The 20,810-nt window shown below is 40.3% G+C and carries 21 protein-coding genes, 1 tRNA gene, 2 other RNA genes, 1 pseudogene and 1 CRISPR repeat array; of the genes and pseudogenes, 7 read left to right on the top strand and 18 right to left on the bottom strand.

What is annotated here, in order from left to right:
* Positions 1-16: 16 nt before the first annotated feature.
* From EAE90_RS17600 to rimJ, 4 genes and pseudogenes are all read right to left on the bottom strand, one after another.
* Positions 17-415: pseudogene (locus tag EAE90_RS17600) on the bottom strand (hypothetical protein); the annotation flags it as partial.
* Between the two features lie 220 nt (positions 416-635).
* Positions 636-1,070 (bottom strand): DUF29 domain-containing protein, encoded by a 435-nt coding sequence (locus tag EAE90_RS17605; protein ID WP_214054563.1) that lies wholly within the window; start codon positions 1,068-1,070, stop codon positions 636-638.
* A gap of 74 nt (positions 1,071-1,144) precedes the next feature.
* Positions 1,145-2,432: direct repeats of the CRISPR family, unit length 28 nt; unit sequence TTTCTAAGCTGCCTGTACGGCAGTGAAC.
* Positions 2,433-2,792: 360 nt separating this feature from the next.
* Positions 2,793-3,347: a lipoprotein gene (locus tag EAE90_RS23950; protein WP_246550891.1), complete on the bottom strand. Its 555-nt coding sequence runs from the start codon at positions 3,345-3,347 to the stop codon at positions 2,793-2,795.
* Between the two features lie 156 nt (positions 3,348-3,503).
* Complete coding sequence (gene rimJ / locus EAE90_RS17615; RefSeq protein ID WP_214054564.1) at positions 3,504-4,088, bottom strand: ribosomal protein S5-alanine N-acetyltransferase; 585 nt, start codon at positions 4,086-4,088, stop codon at positions 3,504-3,506.
* Positions 4,089-4,276: 188 nt separating this feature from the next.
* Between rimJ and mdtH the strand changes: the two genes are divergently transcribed.
* Both mdtH and EAE90_RS17625 read left to right on the top strand, forming a co-directional pair.
* Positions 4,277-5,482, top strand: coding sequence for a multidrug efflux MFS transporter MdtH (gene mdtH / locus EAE90_RS17620; protein WP_214054565.1), 1,206 nt, complete (start codon positions 4,277-4,279; stop codon positions 5,480-5,482).
* A 38-nt stretch (positions 5,483-5,520) separates the two neighbouring features.
* A complete protein-coding gene (locus EAE90_RS17625; RefSeq protein ID WP_214054566.1) occupies positions 5,521-6,084 on the top strand; it encodes a lipoprotein in 564 nt (187 codons plus the stop codon).
* Positions 6,085-6,149: 65 nt separating this feature from the next.
* Here the strand turns inward: EAE90_RS17625 and EAE90_RS17630 are convergent, their stop codons facing one another.
* Together EAE90_RS17630 and ghrA are read right to left on the bottom strand one after the other, a co-directional pair.
* Positions 6,150-6,689, bottom strand: a complete 540-nt coding sequence (locus tag EAE90_RS17630; protein ID WP_214054567.1) for a TorD/DmsD family molecular chaperone — start codon at positions 6,687-6,689, stop codon at positions 6,150-6,152.
* A gap of 72 nt (positions 6,690-6,761) precedes the next feature.
* Positions 6,762-7,703: a glyoxylate/hydroxypyruvate reductase GhrA gene (gene ghrA / locus EAE90_RS17635; protein WP_214054568.1), complete on the bottom strand. Its 942-nt coding sequence runs from the start codon at positions 7,701-7,703 to the stop codon at positions 6,762-6,764.
* 327 nt (positions 7,704-8,030) lie between these two features.
* Here ghrA and EAE90_RS17640 point away from each other — a divergent pair.
* The 5 genes from EAE90_RS17640 to EAE90_RS17660 all read left to right on the top strand — a co-directional run bounded on the left by EAE90_RS17640 (position 8,031) and on the right by EAE90_RS17660 (position 9,124).
* Positions 8,031-8,120: transfer RNA gene (locus EAE90_RS17640), tRNA-Ser, on the top strand.
* Between the two features lie 47 nt (positions 8,121-8,167).
* A non-coding RNA gene (locus tag EAE90_RS17645) (RtT sRNA) lies at positions 8,168-8,291 on the top strand.
* A gap of 48 nt (positions 8,292-8,339) precedes the next feature.
* A non-coding RNA gene (locus tag EAE90_RS17650) (RtT sRNA) lies at positions 8,340-8,463 on the top strand.
* Positions 8,464-8,543: 80 nt separating this feature from the next.
* A complete protein-coding gene (locus tag EAE90_RS17655; RefSeq protein ID WP_214054569.1) occupies positions 8,544-8,822 on the top strand; it encodes a type II toxin-antitoxin system RelE/ParE family toxin in 279 nt (92 codons plus the stop codon).
* Positions 8,822-9,124 carry a HigA family addiction module antitoxin gene (locus tag EAE90_RS17660; protein WP_214054570.1) on the top strand — a complete coding sequence of 101 codons (303 nt, stop codon included), beginning with the start codon at positions 8,822-8,824 and terminating at the stop codon, positions 9,122-9,124. The genes EAE90_RS17655 and EAE90_RS17660 overlap by 1 nt, the downstream gene beginning before the upstream one ends.
* Positions 9,125-9,203: 79 nt before the next feature.
* Here EAE90_RS17660 and EAE90_RS17665 read toward each other — a convergent pair whose 3' ends face one another.
* The 12 genes from EAE90_RS17665 to EAE90_RS17720 all read right to left on the bottom strand — a co-directional run bounded on the left by EAE90_RS17665 (position 9,204) and on the right by EAE90_RS17720 (position 20,743).
* On the bottom strand, positions 9,204-9,545 hold the full coding sequence (locus EAE90_RS17665; RefSeq protein ID WP_246550893.1) for a hypothetical protein: 342 nt from the start codon (positions 9,543-9,545) through the stop codon (positions 9,204-9,206).
* Positions 9,546-9,603: 58 nt separating this feature from the next.
* Positions 9,604-10,287: a hypothetical protein gene (locus tag EAE90_RS17670; RefSeq protein ID WP_214054572.1), complete on the bottom strand. Its 684-nt coding sequence runs from the start codon at positions 10,285-10,287 to the stop codon at positions 9,604-9,606.
* Between the two features lie 493 nt (positions 10,288-10,780).
* Complete coding sequence (locus EAE90_RS17675) at positions 10,781-11,362, bottom strand: hypothetical protein (protein WP_214054573.1); 582 nt, start codon at positions 11,360-11,362, stop codon at positions 10,781-10,783.
* A gap of 168 nt (positions 11,363-11,530) precedes the next feature.
* A complete protein-coding gene (luxE, locus tag EAE90_RS17680) occupies positions 11,531-12,643 on the bottom strand; it encodes a long-chain-fatty-acid--protein ligase LuxE (RefSeq protein ID WP_214054574.1) in 1,113 nt (370 codons plus the stop codon).
* Between the two features lie 62 nt (positions 12,644-12,705).
* A complete protein-coding gene (gene luxB / locus EAE90_RS17685) occupies positions 12,706-13,680 on the bottom strand; it encodes a luciferase subunit beta (protein WP_214054575.1) in 975 nt (324 codons plus the stop codon).
* 14 nt (positions 13,681-13,694) lie between these two features.
* The gene (gene luxA / locus EAE90_RS17690; protein ID WP_214054576.1) at positions 13,695-14,777 is read right to left on the bottom strand and encodes a luciferase subunit alpha; all 1,083 of its coding nucleotides are present in this window, start codon (positions 14,775-14,777) and stop codon (positions 13,695-13,697) included.
* Between the two features lie 51 nt (positions 14,778-14,828).
* Complete coding sequence (locus EAE90_RS17695; RefSeq protein WP_214054577.1) at positions 14,829-15,752, bottom strand: acyl transferase; 924 nt, start codon at positions 15,750-15,752, stop codon at positions 14,829-14,831.
* Between the two features lie 12 nt (positions 15,753-15,764).
* On the bottom strand, positions 15,765-17,207 hold the full coding sequence (gene luxC, locus EAE90_RS17700; RefSeq protein ID WP_214054578.1) for a long-chain-fatty-acyl-CoA reductase LuxC: 1,443 nt from the start codon (positions 17,205-17,207) through the stop codon (positions 15,765-15,767).
* 706 nt (positions 17,208-17,913) lie between these two features.
* Entirely contained in the window at positions 17,914-18,336 is a 423-nt protein-coding gene (locus EAE90_RS17705; RefSeq protein WP_214054579.1) for a type II toxin-antitoxin system PemK/MazF family toxin, read from the bottom strand.
* A 14-nt stretch (positions 18,337-18,350) separates the two neighbouring features.
* The gene (locus EAE90_RS17710) at positions 18,351-18,635 is read right to left on the bottom strand and encodes a hypothetical protein (RefSeq protein WP_214054580.1); all 285 of its coding nucleotides are present in this window, start codon (positions 18,633-18,635) and stop codon (positions 18,351-18,353) included.
* 161 nt (positions 18,636-18,796) lie between these two features.
* Positions 18,797-19,792: a hypothetical protein gene (locus EAE90_RS17715; protein ID WP_214054581.1), complete on the bottom strand. Its 996-nt coding sequence runs from the start codon at positions 19,790-19,792 to the stop codon at positions 18,797-18,799.
* A gap of 75 nt (positions 19,793-19,867) precedes the next feature.
* Entirely contained in the window at positions 19,868-20,743 is an 876-nt protein-coding gene (locus tag EAE90_RS17720) for a class-II aminoacyl-tRNA synthetase family protein (protein WP_214054582.1), read from the bottom strand.
* Between the last annotated feature and the right edge of the window lie 67 nt (positions 20,744-20,810).

Here is a 20,810-nt window from a genome sequence, read left to right on the forward strand (position 1 = left end):
TCACGGGTTTCTGAGGTAACTGGGCATTCACTAATTTCGGATGCAGCGTATACATCCCACCATTAAATGGATCAAATAACAGCCAACCAATTAAACCACCAAATAAAAAATTACCCCCAATGTACCAACCATTGGCGTTCGCCTTAATTGGTAACGTGACAGCCTCAGAATCCTCTCTAGTAAAAGTAACCAGATAGTCTTTCTTACCAAAATAACTTCCATCAGATTTTTCTAAAATCACATCTTGAGGCGTTTTCCCTTGAGCAACAACCCTACCTAACTCATCTTTGATAGAAAACATGGCCCCTGAAGGATTACTATCAACCTGAACATGCTGAGTTTTATCACCCACAATCGTAGCGCAACCGCTAGTAAACATTACAGCAGCCAAAGACAAGGCAGCAATATTATTCATGGTTAATTATTCACTTTGCTAACAAAAGCGGCGAGTATACATAAATTCACGCTTATGCACTAGAACTCATTAACTTTTATAAGCTGCCAATATAGCTAGCATTGTATTCAGCCTAGATGACGACACCTTACAACTAGCCTTACTACAGAAAGCTCAAATAGCCACTTCAAAAAACTCACCAACCGAAGTCAGTGCGTCAAATAAGTCAACTCATTAAAGCTTACTCAGGATAAAACTCTTGGGAAAAGATCTGATTTATATTCCAGATACATTCATCCGGGAACATATCCAATCCTGTTTCATCGGCAGCGGAAGAAACTGAATCAGCCCAAACTTTAGCAAACCAGTTTTCATCAGCAATTGTGCTTTTCAAGCTGGGTGTCTCTTTTATATGCAATGCCAGTGCTTTTCTCTGTTCCTTGATAGTTCGTTGCCAGCTTGAACCACGGCGCCCAGGTTGGAATTGCCATTTCAGAAGATGGGACAACAAAACTGCCATACGACTTGCTAGTTCACGTTTTTCACTCTTACCCACGTCCTCAATTTCCTCGGCAATATTAACTATATCTATCTCAGAGAATTTACCTGCACGCAATAATGCTGCTTGCTCATTTGCCCAAACGACCACATCAGTTTCGTAACGGGTATGACTCATAATTGCCTCCGTTAATATAAAGCTGCCTGTACAGCAGTTCACATTATAGTAGTCGTTTTTTGACTACACGGCAATTTCTAAGCTGCCTGTACGGCAGTGAACTAGGGCTATGAAAAAAGCAAAACTAAGGCACATTTCTAAGCTGCCTGTACGGCAGTGAACCAAGTGTTTTAAATGTACGCCGAATATCCCTATTTCTAAGCTGCCTGTACGGCAGTGAACGGACTCTCACGCTCCCAAGCCAAAGCATTCATTTTCTAAGCTGCCTGTACGGCAGTGAACTATTCGGCGCACTGAACCACCCCATGTCTTAGTTTCTAAGCTGCCTGTACGGCAGTGAACGGCAATAAAGCTGAATTTGCGCGGCACATGAATTTCTAAGCTGCCTGTACGGCAGTGAACCAATGGCAACACAGGATACAGTAACTTCTTTCTTTCTAAGCTGCCTGTACGGCAGTGAACTTGATATGGGCCGCGCATGTGGAACATGGCAATTTCTAAGCTGCCTGTACGGCAGTGAACCAGCACCCGCCGTTTAGATGTCACGCGATCATTTTCTAAGCTGCCTGTACGGCAGTGAACGCTGTTATCGCGAGATGATAGAATCAATGAATTTTCTAAGCTGCCTGTACGGCAGTGAACGTGGACGCAGTGCGCGGCCACGCACCGATCAATTTCTAAGCTGCCTGTACGGCAGTGAACTGATGGGTCTAATTGACGCTCTGCGCCTGACCTTTCTAAGCTGCCTGTACGGCAGTGAACCATCAGGAATGATAGGACAACTTACATCAAAATTTCTAAGCTGCCTGTACGGCAGTGAACTTCTCGATTCATTGAACAAATCAGGGTGCAGCTTTCTAAGCTGCCTGTACGGCAGTGAACGCCGCCAGCCAGCGAGGGATCATGCTCACATTTTTCTAAGCTGCCTGTACGGCAGTGAACACCAAACTGCTGTTACTGCTCGAATGAAATTATTTCTAAGCTGCCTGTACGGCAGTGAACAACGTTAGCGGCGCTGGACATACAAGAGATACTTTCTAAGCTGCCTGTACGGCAGTGAACTTTTAGACATTCTTAACGAAGATAAAGTGAATTTTCTAAGCTGCCTGTACGGCAGTGAACTTTGACCGTTCATAAATCTCAGGGAAGTGAATTTTCTAAGCTGCCTGTACGGCAGTGAACATTACCATCCATGATACAGAGCCATTGTCGCGTTTCTAAGCTGCCTGTACGGCAGTGAACCAGGGATTTTGCAACAAAAGACCGCAATGACTTTTCTAAGCTGCCTGTACGGCAGTGAACGCTTTGCGTCTTACTTTTCTGTAGGGGGCTGATTTCTAAGCTGCCTGTACGGCAGTGAACGTTATATATTAACGTTAACCTACTGACAGTTAAAGCATATATTTATTAAATAACGAAAAAACCCTTTTTTACAAGAGAAGTAATATTTCATTAAAAATCAATCAGTTAAAATTGACCATAAAAAAAGGGTCAAAACTAAGAAGAGTAACATCCTAAGCAATTGTCACCACATTGCTATTCAATGTTTCTATAACGAGTTCCATCCTTCTGTCACTTAGTCACATTACTTTTCACCACGGAACCAACAATCCCATCTAACAAGCGCGTCCCCAACAACATCAACTGAGTAACTATTCAGCGACATATTTGGAGCACACGCTATCAATTATAAATCGGGGCATTAGCTCAATGGCAATTCTCTCACTTATTTACCACAAAGGGCATAAGTTTATTATCTACTGTTCCTAAAGATTGCAAAAATTGAGTGATATTATTTTGTGCCGCCCTGTTAATTGATTCTCTACCTCTTATATAACCCAGCAAAGCGTAATTAAATGGTACAGTACCGTTTGACGATATATCTTCGCTATAAATTATACGACCATCGCTGCGATCAATTAATTCATACCTAGCTATTGCCTTTGTGGTCATAGATGTCCCAAAAAGAGGCATGTCAATTGCCAAAATCTTAACAGCCAGATTGACTTTCTTATTAGCATCATCTTTAAATATAGCCATTCTTCCCAGAGCTTCTTCAAGGGATGCTTTCCAGAACTGAGGAACTTCTTCCATTCCAGCCTGAATACCCCCTTTTTGTTCTTCAGGTCTTGCAAGCACAATTGTTATTGATTTTAGTTCCGCATCAATTTTATGGCCGCTGACCCCCACATTTGGTACCGAGAAATTAAGTGGTGGTGGAGTTTGGCACCCAGAAAGAGTTACTACTAAAAGAAATATTGCAAAAAGACGCTTCATTATTAGTTTATTCCCATCCCAAAAATATGGATTACTATACCGCTAAAACTTAGTATCAATTAAGGGTGTATTATACTTACTGAACTTATCCTTGAAATCATTTCAACTCAATTACGCCGTAATCTCATTAGCCACTGAAGACAGACAACCCAATAATCAACTTTTTCCACTCCACTTGTCATCTGTCAATGCGGTTAATACGTGATCTTGCCAGACTCCATTAATCATCAAGTATTTCTTGGCATAACCTTCACGTTCAAAACCCAATCGTTCCAACAATTTCCCACTACGATGATTATCCGGCATATAATTAGCCATAATCCGATGCATCCCCTGTTGACGTTGCATATAACGGATAGCTGGTTGTAAAGCTTCGTACATCATCCCTTTTCCCTGCCACTTTTCACCAAGCGAATATCCCAAATAACAGGCATGAAAAGCCCCACGCAGAATATTACTGAAATTGGCAACACCAATAACTTCATTTTCATTTGGATCAAGTAGCAGAAAATGAAAAGCCGCGCTCTGTCTTTGCATCTCTATGATTAAATTCAATCGGTTTATCCAGCCAGAAGGCTGGCAATGGCTTCTATCTCTGGTCGGCTCCCAAGGTTTAAGAAACTCGTGATTTTCTGCATAGTACTCAGCCAAACGATAAGCATCCCGCTCGTACACCAAACGCACCACCATTCGTTCTGTTATCAGACGAACTTTCGGTAAAGTGGAACGATAACCAAACATTATTTCTCCCTAACTATGTTAATTTATCCGTTAAAAATTTAAGCTATTTATCTGTAAAAAACAGCTTCCAGTCATTACTTTACAATAAAAAAATATTATCCATAATTCACTATCCTAATGTTTGAATTAAGTACAGAATATAAAGCAACCATATTGTCCTTTCTTCTTTACTACTCCAATGGTGAGCAATGTCACTGGTTTCACAAGCACGTAGCCTGGGTAAGTACTTCCTGCTATTCGATAACTTGCTGGTCGTTCTGGGTTTCTTCGTCGTCTTTCCTTTAATATCAATACATTTCGTTGAGCAACTGGGTTGGGCCGCGCTGATTGTCGGTTTTGCGCTTGGTTTACGTCAGTTTGTACAACAGGGTTTCGGCATTTTCGGTGGCGCAATTGCAGACCGTTTTGGCGCGAAGCCGATGATCGTCACCGGTATGCTATTACGCGCCCTTGGCTTTGCTTTAATCGCCTTAGCCACCGAACCGTGGATACTGTGGCTTGCCTGCATATTATCCGCACTGGGGGGGACCTTATTTGATCCTCCCCGGACCGCACTGGTCATCAAACTAACCCGACCGCATGAACGCGGCCGTTTCTTCTCTCTGCTATTGATGCAAGACAGCGCTGGCGCAGTTATCGGCGCACTGATTGGTAGCTGGCTGCTGCAATACGATTTCCAACTTGTCTGCTGGACAGGTGCCGGTGTTTTCGTTCTGGCAGCCATCTGGAATGCATTATTCCTCCCTGCCTACCGAATTTCTACTACCCGCACTCCCATCTGGGAAGGAATGGAGCGCGTTATTAAAGATCGCCGCTTCTTCACCTATGTATTGACGTTGACCGGCTACTTTATGCTGTCTGTCCAAGTCATGTTGATGTTCCCGATTATCATTAACGAAATCGCCGGAACACCCGCTGCGGTGAAATGGATGTACGCGATTGAAGCAACCCTATCGCTCACTTTACTGTATCCGATCGCCCGTTGGAGCGAAAAACGATTCCGGTTAGAACAGCGTCTAATGGCCGGGCTTTTCCTGATGAGCCTGAGCATGTTCCCAGTCGGTTTGATTGGTGAAATAAACACCTTGTTTGGTCTTATTTGTCTGTTCTATCTCGGTACCATCACCGCTGAACCTGCCCGCGAAACATTAAGTGCTTCACTGGCTGATCCGCGCGCGCGTGGCAGTTATATGGGATTTAGCCGTCTTGGGTTGGCTCTGGGCGGCGCCTTGGGTTATACCGGCGGTGGTTGGTTATATGATACCGGTCATGCGCTGCATATGCCGCAATTACCTTGGTTCCTGCTTGGGATTATTGGCTTAATCACGCTGTACGCCCTGCACCGTCAATTCAACCAACGTAAAATTGAATCTGCCATGCTGAGTGGCAGTTAATGAGGTAAAATCTGCCCTCCAAAATCAAAGGAGTCGATATGAGAAAATTTTTCTTGGGGGCAGTATTGCTGCTAGCAGGGCTAATCAGTGGTTGCGATCAGTTCAAAAGCGTCAGCATCAGCGAAGAGCTAATTAATGGTTATCTGGCAAAACACGTCCATTACCAGAAACAGATCGAGTTACATAGTATCGCCATCGCAGATATTGAATTAACAGAACTATCCAGCCAAATTGGCCGGGCGGAACCTGACAAAATAGCGTTAACCGGCCGTGCAAACGTAAATATTACCTCTCTGCTTGGCCTGGCAAAAGCTGACATGAAGCTTACCCTGAAAGCACAACCTGTTTTTGAACAGGAAAAAGGCGCTATTTTTCTGAAAGCATTGGAAATCGTTGATTACCAAATTACGCAGGAAAAAATGGAAAAACCGATTAATGCATTAGTTCCTTATCTGAATAAATCACTCAGCGCTTTCTTTGATACTCACCCGGTTTATGTATTGAAACCGGATCACAGCAAAGCTGAAGCAGCAGCTAAAACATTAGCAGAAAGGTTAGAAATAAAACCCGGCAAATTAGTTATCATGCTGACCGATAAATAACTTTCATCGAGATATCGCAAAAAGGCAAATAACTCGAAATTATTTGCCTTTTTATCATCTTAAAATTAAGACTCCAGCTCTTCTCTTAACGCTTGTAACGCCTCACGAGTCATCATTGCTAATGTCCGGTAGAAACCGGTTGTGGCATGGGCTTCCACTTTCCCCAGAAATTGCCCACACCACGGCAGAAGATATTCATCAAACAGCTCAATCTGCCCCTGAACCTCATCTTCTGCCGCCTGATCCTCTAGCCATGAAGCACCTAATAGCAGAGAACCAAACTGATCGACTGGCCCATCTGACAATGGCATGCCTCGTTCGGTCAGAAATTGACGAATATCGTTTTCACTCTCCCCGGTATAGTCAGAACGGCGGCTTGGTACACTAGCATTATCGCCATAAAACAGTGCCATATAATCAGTTTGCATTGCTGATAGATCACAGTTTTGTTGCAAGCGATCCAACAACGCATCTTGCTCCAATGGCCATGATTGCTTCAATTTACCTTCGACAATCACCGTCAGAAGTGGTTTCAGAATCGGGTCTTGCGGTTGACGATTAAATAAAGTCCCTAAAATACGGCAGACTATTGAAAATTCATTCATCTCAGTTTCCAAACAAATAGCAATTTTGTCATTATTGTCTCCAATAGCCGCCCCCACTGTAAAGAGACGTTATTAATATCCTAGTTTCATATCCACAACACTGGTTGGTAATTCCCCGTTTTCAATCCGTCGAATATTTTCACTAATTGTATCCATAGCGATATCGGGAATAGTAATAGCCGCAATATGTGGCGTCACCGTTATACGGGGATGAGTCCAGAATGGGTGCATCTCTGGTAGTGGTTCCTCAACAAACACATCCAATGCCGCCCCGGCGATATAACCTTTATCAATCGCCACCAACAGATCATGTTCTACTAAATGGGCGCCTCGTGCGATATTAATCAAATATGACTTTGGTTTTAGCTGGCTAAACAGCGATAAATTCAGGATACCACGGGTTTTTGGCGTATCGGGCAGCAAATTAATAAGCACCTTACTGCCGGAGAGAAAATCGCCCAATTGATCTTCACCGTGAAAACTAACTATGTTATTAACCTGTTTTGGAGTACGGCTCCAGCTACGTACAGTAAAGCCAAGCTCAACTAACGTCTCTGCAACACTGCGTCCCAGAACACCGGCGCCCAACACGCCGACGACAAAATCTTTGCGATCATGGGGTACGAGTTGTTTCCACATTCTTTGCCCTTGTTGCAGCTTATACTCATCCATGCGCCGCAAATAATGTAAAACCATTGCTACCGCATACTCTTGCATTTGCCGCCCCATCCCCGCATCTTCGAGCCGCATCAGTGGCACACCGGCGGGTAACATCCCTGGTCTTTGTTGCTCCTGTTTCAAAATGGCCTCTACTCCTGCACCTAAAGTAAAAATCCCTTTCAATTCGGAGCGATTTGCCAACATCTCATAGGGAGGGGCCCAAACCATTGCATAATCCGCATGCTTATTATCGCCGCGTTTCCATGCGCGGATATTAATATTGGGCAGTCGTTGCTGCATACCTTGAATCCACTGAGCAGCATCAAAAAAGGGGTGGTAAAAGATAATTTCCATGACTATTTATCCTCATCTTACATTTTCATACAGGGTTATCTGATGATTGAGTGTAGGTTGCAAGTCCCTTTGTTAATCATCATTACGAAAATTTTGAGAATGTTAAGTAGTTAACGAATTCATTTTTTTCTTATTGAAGGGCTTGTATCTATCCATTTCAGCGGCATTGATTGGATATCAATTCACCGAATTGACTCTTATTTAGCTAAGCAATCAAAAAACCAAAGAAAAGTATCAGAAGAGTGTTGACGCTTGTAATGGTTTTCCCTATAGTAGCGCCCCGTTGCAGCGACGATGTTAAACAAAGTTACTGGAATGAAAAAAGATGGTGAGGTGTCCGAGTGGCTGAAGGAGCACGCCTGGAAAGTGTGTATACGTGAAAACGTATCGAGGGTTCGAATCCCTCCCTCACCGCCAGAATTGAAGAGAAGCTCAGGTTAGATACCTGGGCTTTTTACTTGTATATACCCCCGATGCAGGGAGGGTCGAGAACCCTCGACTAGGGTTCGACAAAACGGCTTGCCGTTTTGGACCGCCAACGGCGGCCCGCAGGGTGAGCGCAGCGAATCCATCCCTCCCTCACCGCCAGATTCGAAAGAAAGCTCAGGTTTACCACCTGGGCTTTTTTACTTGCATATACCCCCGATGCAGGGAGGGTCGAGAACCCTCGACTAGGGTTCGACAAAACGGCCTGCCGTTTTGGACCGCCAACGGCGGCCCGCAGGGTGAGCGCAGCGAATCCATCCCTCCCTCTCCGTCACACCTTAGTTCAAATGATGTTGCGTAACAAGGAACACTTTGCTATAAGATTTCTTGTAGCGCAACACGGAGCGATAAGGAATGATAAAGAGTTTCAAGCATAAAGGACTGCGCCAATTTTTTGAAAAAGGTGTTTCTGTTGGAATTAACCCTCAACATGCAAACAAACTCCGCCAACGACTCGCTGTTATTAACGAAGCTGAGGATATAGGGGAAATCAATCTTCCCGGATACAATCTACATCCTTTAACGGGAAACAGACAAGGACAGTGGACAATTACCATTTCAGGAAATTGGCGTGTGACATTCGAATTTATCGATGGTGACGCGTACATCGTTAACTATGAGGATTATCATTAATGAAAATGTTTAACCCACCTCACCCAGGCGAAATTATTGCTGACTCTTTGGAAGAACTAGGTTTAGGAATTCGTGATCTAGCGCGAGCATTGAATGTTGCTCCATCTACGGCTCAACGTCTAGTATCGTGCAAAGCAGCAGTCACGCCAGAGATGGCAATAAAACTGTCGAAAGTACTTGGTAGCTCTCCACGGTTGTGGCTAAAACTGCAAGAAACTTATAGCCTTGATAAAGCAGAAAAGACAGTTGATATTTCCAAACTGACACCGTTATTTAAACCTATCTATGTATCTCATACCTAAAAGTCAACAACCCGAGCTCAGGTTTACCACCTGAGCTTTTTACCTGTATATACCCCGATGCAGGAAAGGCCGAAAACTCTTAACTCTTCTCAACTAAAAACAAAACCGTACGCTTCATATCATTTTGTTTTATATTTATGAGTACATTATCTTTACGCCAATATTCATCATGCCAATATTCGTCAAAATATTTTTCAAAACCCATACTTTCAACATATTTTATTAATTCTGATTTACTATTCAAATTCACATTCGAGAAAACAATTTTATTAATTATTGTTGACGTTCCATCAGGTGAATCATAGTATATGACATAATCATTTGAAATTAAGGGAATACTCTTAATTTCATCAAAGGTAAACATATTATAATAAATAAAATTTTCTTTCGTATATGACAAGTTAACATTTGCAAGCGACATAATAAAAACCAGAGCACACCCAATGAGGACGGATATAACAACAATTATACGTATAAAACTATTCAATTGAAATCCCAGCATATTCCACACCTAAATTAACCCCAGTCTGCTCGCTAATATGTATTATATTATGACCTGTTTTCATATCACTGATGGGTGATATAATATTTAAAAAACCAGGTAGAGACGTATAATAAGGTCTTGCATTATTTGGATATTTTTCAGGATTAGGAAACAATAATGGCTTAAAAATTTTATTTTTATATTTACCTATCGGCCCATAGTAATCCCATCGCTTAAATGCTTCCTCTTTACTTACTACGCCTAACTGAGATAAATAATCAATGCCATTTACAGCCCGATAAAAACCAAGTAAATTGGAAATTAAATCTTCACCACTATAACCACTATCCGTAACCCAATTAAAAGGAAAAGAATCTTGATAGGATTCAAATAAATGCGTTGTATACATCATAATAGTAAGAGCAACTCTCTTCTTATCATGCAAAGATAAACCTCGTCTAACTTTCCATCTTGTTATTTTAGATGTCCCATATTTACGTCCCTTCCCCATATATTGGACGTATCTAATAGTAAAATATGACTCTTTAGTATCATCACCTGCATTTATAGCAGCCATTAATTTTCTTGCGTCATCACCTTTAGCATGCCCCAAATCGATCCATCCCAATTTCTCTGTGTAAACCAGTCTTCCGTGTTCTATATCAAACCTTGTGGTCATTATAACACCTGTAATTTATAGTGAATTGTATAAAAACTTCGGTTCACGTACGGTTTCGTTCCACCTGTCAAACTATCACTTTCTGTAGAATATGATTATCCACTGTACCTGTAAAGTTGATCCATTTAGAACTAACTGATAAAACCCTGTTTTCTACCTATCTTTATTTTAGAACCAGTTATTCTTTTTTCAGCTTTTCTACTGAATTATTGGGAACCTGCTCAAGTTTCCCTACCGGTGAATTAATCTGCTTTTTGATAAGTGGCGGCTACCGTGTTATCACCTCCATCCAATGTTTGGGGTTAGTTCATAAAGATTTGGGCTTGCTACTTGTATATCCGTCATCTTTCAAATTGCCTCTTTGTTGGCTGCACTCACTCACCCCGGTAACAGAGTTATCTATGCTCCCGGGGATTCGCTACCTTTTCGTCGCGATACATCTTGAAATCTATAGGGTATATAAAAAAACCACCCGAAGGTGGTTATTGCCGTCTCAAACATCTTCATCCAGTTTTTCACGATCTAATTCCAGTAATTCTTGAAATTCCTTTAATCCCCTTAATTCCTGGATTTTATTCTCTAAATCTGGGATCGTATGAACATCTGGACTCGTATAAATCAGTCGACTGGTTTCTATGCCTTCTTTGCTACACATTATATGTATATCAACTAATACCGTATTATTATCATAACCTATAGACATAGTTCCATTGTATTTGAGCGCATTTTCAAACTCTTCTTTTGATGGATACGATGATTCATTTCCATACTTTTTCTCTAACGATTTGCTTACTGGCTTCACGAGGCGGCCAATATCAATCTCTAATCTTTTAAATTTTCCATTTAAAAAGAATGCCATTGCTTCCTGCTTTCTGTTAGCAAACGAAAAGTCAGAACATGAATAAAGTGATACTTCTTTTATTTGAGGGCTTCCCTCAAATTTTTCAAAATCACATAACCTCTTCGAAAGAAATTCTTCTTCTGTCATGCCAAACTTTGCATCTTTATACCCATCAACTGCCATTGCACCAAAGCTAATCATTCCCAATGCAAGCATAACTGCCAATTTTTTCATATTATCTCCTTTTGCTTAACGCAATGATAACAATGAGAACAGTGTTAAGCCAACCCCACAAACCTCTATCAAATCCCCAAATATGGATGTTTTGGCGAATTTTTTCGCTATGCTCCCGGGGATTCGCTACCTTCCCATCGCAATGCATCTTGAAATCCATAGGATATATCAACTATCAAATGCTTCGGTTAAGCTTAAAGCACACCCTTTCTGCGCCCTTGTATTGACGCGACGTAAAATCTCAACGAGTACACCAGGATATTGACCATATTCTCTGCTAATTATCCCGACATCATCGGTGACAATAAATGCGGGATAACTCGTTGACGACGCATCCATATAACTCATCAAACCCGGCGTTCCATCAGGTACCGGTTTCAATGTTTCAGGATCAAGCGCTCGCGCATATACCCACGGTGGAACACGTTTACGTTGCATCTCATCTTCAAAGAAACAAGTGTTGAGTTCAACTTGATTAAATATATCGCGAATCTGACTAATATCACTGAGATTGAAAGTGTCGAATAACAAATGATTAAAGTCGTCGCGTTTCAGGGATTCTTTTTCGTGACTTTTCCAGCCTCCCCCCGTTATGATATAAAGGCTTTTATCCCCAGAAAATGAGATATTTTTATCTTTCATATAGTGGCAGAGCAAATAAATAAAATACGGCGAACCGATAAGACAAATATCTTTTCCTTGATTCTTTATTCGCTCAAGACTATTCAATGTTTTAACAAAATCTATTCGTTCTTCTGTTACGGTAAATGTCGTAGGATATAACAATTCCACCAGGCTCATAACATATTTAAACCAGATGTTATGAGCATTAAATCTATCTGGCCCCAAGTTGACCAACTCCATTTGATGATCAAACCAACTGCCAACATATTTCATGCCATAACTCACAGAGCCTAAAAGTCTCTCAATACTTAATCTGTCACGCGCTACTTGGCTTTTTAAACCATTCGTGCCGCTACTGGTAAACCAACTTTCAATCTCATTTTCCTGAGAAGTTAATAAACGAGTAAACTTAAAGACTGATGTTGGAAATACAGGTATGTCATCAAGTTCCGTAATATTGTCATCTACTTTGTGTGCCTGACAGTAGCGACGGTATTCCTGGCAATGTTTATAATGATTACGAAATGCATCAAGCACGAGTTTGTTTCTGATTTTTTCCTGTTCATCGTAAGACCAAGCTAATGGATCGCTCGAAAAAATCAAATCATCAATTTCTGAGCTTGCTGTGATTTCTTGTTTATCAACATATGAAGTCATACCTGTTTTACTCCTCCAGATAATATTAGAGAGCATGGCCACACTGCGGTCATACTCTTTTACTACATGTGGTACTTCTTAATATTATCATTAACAATATTAATTACATTTTTTTGGTGCATCAAGTCATTCATTGGTTCAAAAGATAGCAATACACTTTTTACACCGCACTTTTCAATTGCCAGCTTAGCCGCAGTTATACATTCTGTATAATCTCCGATAGCGTTTTCTGCAATTATCTTTTCAAGTTTATTTTCAAAACTTTCATTAGGGTGCATTTCAAGAACATAATCACTGATAAATGCACGTGTCTCTTCTTTGGCTTTGTTACTATCTTCGTTATAGTTAACCAAGATCATTAACTGATGGTCTATCGCTGACAGGTCAACGCCATGTTTATCAGCAATGGCTTTATACCTCTCAGCATATTCATGTCTAATATCATTAGAATCATCCCACTTAAAGATGAGAGGTATGCCTTTTTTAGCAGCCCATTCTACAATGCGATGACTGGTTGCTGTTACATATTGCTTAGGCCCGCCTGGCGTATATACATGAGGATTGACAGATATTTTAGGGAAACTATAAAAGTCGTTATCTGGATTACAATAACCCGTTGTCAAAGCATCGTTAATAATTTCATAACACTCTTCAAATAATTGCTGTTGATATTTATCTGGGCGATTAAAAAAGTGCATTTCATCTTTCTTTTCGCAATCACTAAATCCTAAAACAAATCTCCCTTCACTCAACTGATCTAATAAACCCGCTTCCTCCGCTATTCGGACAGGGTGATGAGTTGTAATAATGTGATTCAATGAACCAATTTTAATTTTTTCTGTTAGACCGAGTAAAAAACCAGAAACAGTCAGAGGAGCACCAACAATACCATTACCTGAAAAATGATTTTCGTATACCAAAATCTGTTCAAAATTCAACTTATCAACATATTCGGTTATTTCCTGCATGCGAGCTAAACTTTGCTCTTGAACAGTTGTTGAATTGATGAAGTTAAGGAAGAACAATCCAAATTTCATTTCTTTTTCCTTAGCTAATATAATAGCGAACGTTGTTTTTCTTTAAGAAATGGCATGACATCAGACTGGAAGAGCTTCATGGAGGCAATAATTTCGTCTACTGTTCCATTAGCTTCAAACCCACAACAAATATTTGCTATTCCCGTGGCATCAATGTCTGTTTGGATTATGTCAATGCACTCCTTCGGGGTTCCTACAGGATTAATTTCATAACTGTAATCAATGCGGCGATTAGTATCTTTATGTCCTTTTAATACAAAGTCACGCCACTGCCCTTTATTGAAATCATAACCTTTTGTTTTATCTGAATCATCAAAAATGGTCGTGGCATTCACATAAGAATCATACCAATGCCCGAGAAAATTCCGGCAAATTTCTTTCGCTTTAATTGAGTCATGATCTACAGATGTTATATATGATAAACAATGGTCGATATTATGAATATCGTGCCCATGTTCTTGAGCCACTTCATTATAAAGCTCAATTTGAGCTCTCTTTTCATTAGTATTTATGATCCAACTTAAGATCATCGGCAAACCATGTTGAGCGGCCCATTCAGTAGTCGAGGCTGATTCAGCCACCACATAAACAGGTGCTCCACCTTTACTATATGCGGTCGGGTTTACTTTTACCTTATGGAACTTAATATGTTCATTGTCAGCTTCGACATATCCTTCCGTCATTCCATTCTTTATCAACCCATACCAGCACTCAGTTAAAGCGCGAGTATTATCCATATCTACACCAAATACACGAAAGTCTTTGTTGTAAAGCCCCCGGCAAATACCAAACCGAAATCGTCCTTTTGACATTTGATCCAATAAATTCACATCTTCAAGTTGGCGTACTGGATGGGCGGTGGGAAGAACAATAGCGGCAGTCCCTACATTCAATTTTTTGGTCGCGCCAAGTAAATACGCAGCAGCGACATAAGGATTACCAAGCAAACCAAACTCCGTGAAATGATGCTCCAGTAACCATACAGTATCAAAACCACACTCCTCAGAGATGCGGCCTAATTTAACCAAACGTTTCATTACCTCTGTTTGAGAAAATTGGGGGGGTTGGTATGTAAGCAAAAAGTTTCCAAATTTCATAGAGAGCCCTTATATTTGAGTGATAGAATTAACTATCTATCCCAATAGGTTTTAAGACAGCGAAATTGCTTGATTTTCAATCTCAATTTTCATTCGGCGTTCATTGACTGTCGCAATAGTTAGCTGTCCAAATGACGGTTCAATAATATCGACATCAATATCCAGACGATCATTATCCATTGCGATAGCGGCTTTTGTAACCGATTGATAAAAATTGCGCAGGACGACTAAGTTTTCAGCCAAGTCATGCGAGCCTCCTAGCAGAGAATATATCTTGCATCGATTACTACGAATATTTGATAACAATGTGATAACTTCATCTTGCTTTACCCAATTGTCATTATTTGCAGTAAAAGCAATTAACGGTATATCAAGATACATCATGTCATTAATTGTAGAAGTTAAATCTTCCCAGCCAAAATCAAGGCAATCTCTCGCAAAGATTTCAGCACCCAATTTATGGCCTTCAAAATCCAAATTATTCGGCAATTCATCAATGGGTAAACTGAGATAATCAAATCCTAACGCTCTTTCAAGAGTATATCTTAAATTAACAACACCGACGGCGGTAATTAAAAACGCAACATTGATTTTAGATAAGCTTGCATAAGCTATCCGCGCAGATAAGCTTGAAGCCAACATACCGAAGTTAGTTATTTTGCGTGTCGTTAACCAATCAATTACTGCTAATAAACTCTGTTTTCCTATAGACATTGTAAATTCATCAATTGTCCCTGAGCTCAATCCAACGTGGTGCAGCGAATCATAACGGATCACATGAAATCCATTTCGCGACAAATACTCTGCCAGACCAGCAAAATGATCCATCCTTCGGGCAAAGCCAGACGCAATAACAATGGTATTCTTTCTCTTTAGGCTATTTTCCTCTGGCAGCGTTTCCCAAATATGAATTTTTTTATTTCCTTCAACGCAAATAACATGGTCGATGGTTTTATACCTGGATGCATTTTCCATACTTTTTACCTATTACGGGACAAACACAAGGAACTTATCTTCTTCCAGGAATCGCGTCTGTTCTATTTCAACCGCAACATCCTTAGCAGTATAGTTAGATGGCCTTTCATGAGAAATATATGTCACTAATCGTTGTAATGGTCTCATCCCATCATGAGAGCCACCAACTCGAAATATATTACTCATTCCTGCTTCTACAATTCTTTCTGCGCCTTTTAATGCTAACTCATCTCGATATTTAAATGCTGACTCCCAAGGAAAAATAGATATGGTTTGCGTCTTATTTTTTTGAATATAAGGCAATATTTGCTCAATATTATCGACGTGATGAAGGTACACACATCTGCCAAGTGGTTGATTAAATTCCACACCCGCACTCGACTCAATAACCATCCAGCGCTGATGAGCATCAACCTCCACTTTTAATCCAGCAAATAAGCTTTCTTTTTGGACTAAGGAATAGGCCGCCTTTTCGTCAAAATCTTTTTTGGCGTTTGGTAATATACGCGCATACAAGTTAAGTTTTTCTATCAACGCTAGCTTAAATTCCTCATAATGACTTCCCATGTAATATATGTTTTGGGCAGAAAAACAAGCTTGTTGATCGTAAAAACAGACATCATGAGCCGCGCCTGTCGCAGCAGACATTAAATCATCAGGATTATCAATAATGCAAAAACTCTTCTTATGACCAAATTTAATCACATCAGCATAAGGTGGCGCATGCTCTACAGCCCAATTAATGGCCTCTCTCCCGCCCCAAGCAACAATAACATCCGCATGTTGCATAATTTCCTTTGCAAGTGATATATCACCTTGGTGCGGCCAATATACAACAGACAAAGAGCGTGTTATCGGATGATTAGGGTCTACATCGATAAAACTTAACGCTAATGCATTAGCGGTAAAAGGATCAGTTGACGATGCTTTTATAATACATTGATTCTTGGTTAAAATGGCACGCAATATAGACATGATCCCAGATAATGGGACATTACCCGCCAGTAAATGTACAGACTTACCTTTCGGAAAAGCCTTAATATAACTTTCATCCTGAGGCAGCCATTCATCCATAATATGACGAGAACCAAGCTCATTGTTTACAACATCATAAAGACCACCTTTAGAACATAAGATCATAGATATCCAGTTAGCTTCTAACTTAGCCATTGCTTCTGAATATCCCATATATTTTTTTAAGTCACGAATGTATGTCCTGCGCCTTGAATATTCTTCATTTTTCCATCTTTGCCCTACCGTATAGAGAAAATTGACAATGTTATGCAGGCGTAATTTATTATTTTCATTATAATCAATAATGTTTTTTACATGAGAATTATTCAATATTGGTAGGTAAACACTATTATCACCAAAATTAATGGATTGCATTAAATCATCACTCTCGGGAAAGGTTTCAACCTGACCGTTAATAATGAATGAAATTTTTTTAGTCATATTAGCCATCCATTTAATAGGGTAATTTCAACTTAAGTTGTCGTTTAACCATCTTACAAACTGGTCATACCAATATCTGCTTCTTGTATTTTTGTGTCACGACGATGTAAATAACAAAATATCCAGAAAACAGGACTCCGATTACGGGACATCTGACCTGTAACTTTCGTCAGAATATGGTAATACTCTGAATTTTTTACTCAAATCTGTTAATGTGACTAGGCGTATCATCAATATAATAATCTCTCCCCTAGTTTTAATTCCTGTTAAAATAGCAAAGGAAAATTTTCATATCAACAAGATTTGTTAATGAAAAGTTTAAATTAAAAGAGTCGCTATTCTTTTATGAGTGATAATATTTATGAAAATTATTAGCCTGCTTATGCATTCAAGATGCTTTATGCTATTTTTCAAATACCAACAGAATATATCGAATAGCAATACCACTTTTCACCGATAAACTTCTAGAAGAAAAGCTCCAGTTCAAAATATCTGTGCTTTTTAATACCTAAGCTTTTTATTTGTATATACCTATACCCAATGGATTTCAAGATGGATCGCGACGGCAAGGAAGCGAATCCCCGGGAGCATAGATAACTCTGTTACCGGGGTGAGTGAGTGCAGCCAACAAAGAGGCAACTTGAAAGATGACGGACATAATATGCAGGAAAGGTCTATGCCCTTCCAATTAAAGCAATAAATTTAGCTACTTTTTGAGGTATGTTGCGGCTTGTCGTACAGCATCATAGTAGCTGGCTGGTAGTATCCCCATATGCGGCGTAACAGGAATTGGCAATGTACGCCAAGCTGGCGCAATTTCAAACCAGTTAGAATCATAAAATAGTTTCACTTCATGGTTTAAGTTGAATTTTGTATCGTAACTAAGACCAGTCAGTTCAAAATCAATGTCCGTTGTCTGGATAAGAAATTCGCCAGGGTAAATCTGATGGGTTTTCTGCGAGGTGCCGTAAACCACAATTACCGCGTGATCAGTAGGGGATACAGCGACTACTAGCGCTGGTCGAGGTTTCGGTCCCGGCGTCCCGACATTTTCAGGAAACCGGCACCACACAATGCTGCCGATAGTAGCAAGGGGAGTAAACCTGATAGTTTTGTGTTTCTGTGCCATCCGTTGCCTCTCGATCAGAACAGGCGTTGAGTAAAGTTATCATCCGCGATGTCGCTAGCTGCGCTCACCTCACGGATGGTACAGATCTGTTCATCATTCAATGGTCCGTCATCTTTCTCGTAATGCGGTAGGTAGCGATCTGCAAAGTTGCGCAAGGCAAGGTGTGCGATTTCAGTTTTACTCATACCAGTGACTTTAACCAGTTCATCGAGCGTCCCGGCGCTAATCCCAGTGGGCGTATCCTGATTACGTAAGCGGATCAAGAAACTGGCGGTGGTTTTTCCTTGGATATTGTGCATGGTGTGTTCTCCGAGTCATGCCAAAACAATTCATGTCAAAAAACAATGTATATCAATTCTATATCATGATAGCATATTGATATACAATACCAAATCCCCATTATTCACTCAACGTAATCAATTACTCTTCATTTTCCCAACACCAACAAAGAGACTCAAACTCAACCTTTATACCGATATAACTCTCCCCACATCATATTAGTTATTTGCTCAATATGATCAAAACGCCCGGCTATTTTTTCCAATACTTGAGGTGATAATGTGGCCTCAAATTTCAACGCTAAAATAGATAAAGCTTTCCAGTGATCAATCAATTCCGTGCAACGTTCAATCAGAGAAGGCGCAATATTAGCTCTGATTAAAGAATGTTTTAACAAATTCAAATTGGGTATCACATATAATACGCTAATATGATCAAACAATCTTTTGGCCGCCCGACAAGCTTTTTCCTCTGCCTGTTGAAACGCATTTAGACATAATCTACCATAATTTTTCAACGCGTCATAATATTCAGGCAAGGTATTGAATAATTCGGCCTGACGAGTCAGTAATTCCCTTACCGGCATAATTTTTCGTTCTTTCAGTGAATCAACAATATAAAAATTACCCATATGATCATAAGTTTCATTGGGCACTTTATCAGAAAGCGCTAAATAAAATTGCTCAGATGGCATCCATGCTTCACAAGCATAGGATTCCCGATCAACTACCAAAGAATCAAAGATACGCACTTGTGAATAATCATCCGTAATAGCGGAGATCAACACAGCATGCAGGTATTCCGGTTTATTGGCATAAACCTCAGAATAAGATAAATGCGCCGAATTAACCCAAGCAACGACGCCTTTCCTCTGACATAATAATTCATATAGTTGACGATCCCAATGGGCGTAATCTATCGGTAATGAAATTATATTTGCGCCCAAAGTCGCCGCTCCAGTTAGCCCAACGGTTTCAACTGAGAAGGTATATTCAGGCATATTTAGCGCATCATACCCACTACGAAATAAATAACCATTGCCAGCTTCAAAGATCTCTGCCTCAAAAATCTCTTTACCTTGTAGATTAAGTAATTTTGTCAGGCTACCGGTAAAACAATTTATTGCGACATTATTTATCACGATATTTGCGTATGATTTATCCGTCACATTTTCCATGAGTATTTTATCACCTCGATACAATGGACTAATTTATGAATAGTAGACCAGATATGTTGCGCTCTGTAATCACTGTTATTTTCCCTCCAATATTATTGCGGCTGCTTGTGCTATATTTTCGACAAGTAAATCAGGTTCATAATTTAAAGTATGTGCTAACAGCGCCAAAAGTAATCTCTCCATTCCGAAAGCAATACAGGCGGAATGCATAGCACGATCACTAGCACGACTGGTAATATTGAAGTTGGTGGTAAATAAATCCCGATGTAAATTCCGGGAACCAACGCTAACATTATATTTATCAAACCAGGGAATCAGTATTTCACACTTGACGCCCATTGATAACTGTACTTTACGAGTCACTTTAGAATGCTCGCCATAAAATACATCACTGGCTTTTTCCACCGCAAGAGAAGGAAACAGTAAGCGTAAGAATTTAACAGCTTGCCCAAATATCATTTCACAATGTGTTTCTACTTTTTCCTGTAGCCCGACCAATATTAATTCACGCATGGTAAAATTCCCCATACGGGTAGGCTCATCTTTAGTCGGTTCATATCGATGACACTGCCCTTTAGCCGTAAAATATTCCAGTTCCCAATCATGAGTACTTTCTGCTAAATGAGAAAAAGTATGATAGCAAGTCGATGGGCTCAATACCCATGCATCCCCACTATTTTCACTTATGACCTCGTGAGTTAAATGGGGATAAACATGCAATGGATTGCTAGGCAATTTATCAAAGAAACTGATACGCTCTAATGTGGATCGAGGTAATAATGTGGTACATGAGTGTGAAGTAACAGATATTCCCTTACTTAAAACTTGCAAAAGTGTCTCATCAAGGAACTCAGCAGCCGCATATAAACTGTCAGAGAGCCGGTACCCGACAAGGCCATTCTGCGATTGCACAATTGATAGCAGCTTACGCTGTTGAAGTTCTTTTATCATATTTTTATCTTACCTTTGCTGATCGGATAGCTACGTTATGCTTCCCAGTAAACAATCTCTGTTTTGC

Origin of the sequence: Photorhabdus caribbeanensis (genome assembly GCF_018448885.1) — a bacterium.
In the GTDB taxonomy this organism is placed as follows: domain Bacteria; phylum Pseudomonadota; class Gammaproteobacteria; order Enterobacterales; family Enterobacteriaceae; genus Photorhabdus; species Photorhabdus caribbeanensis.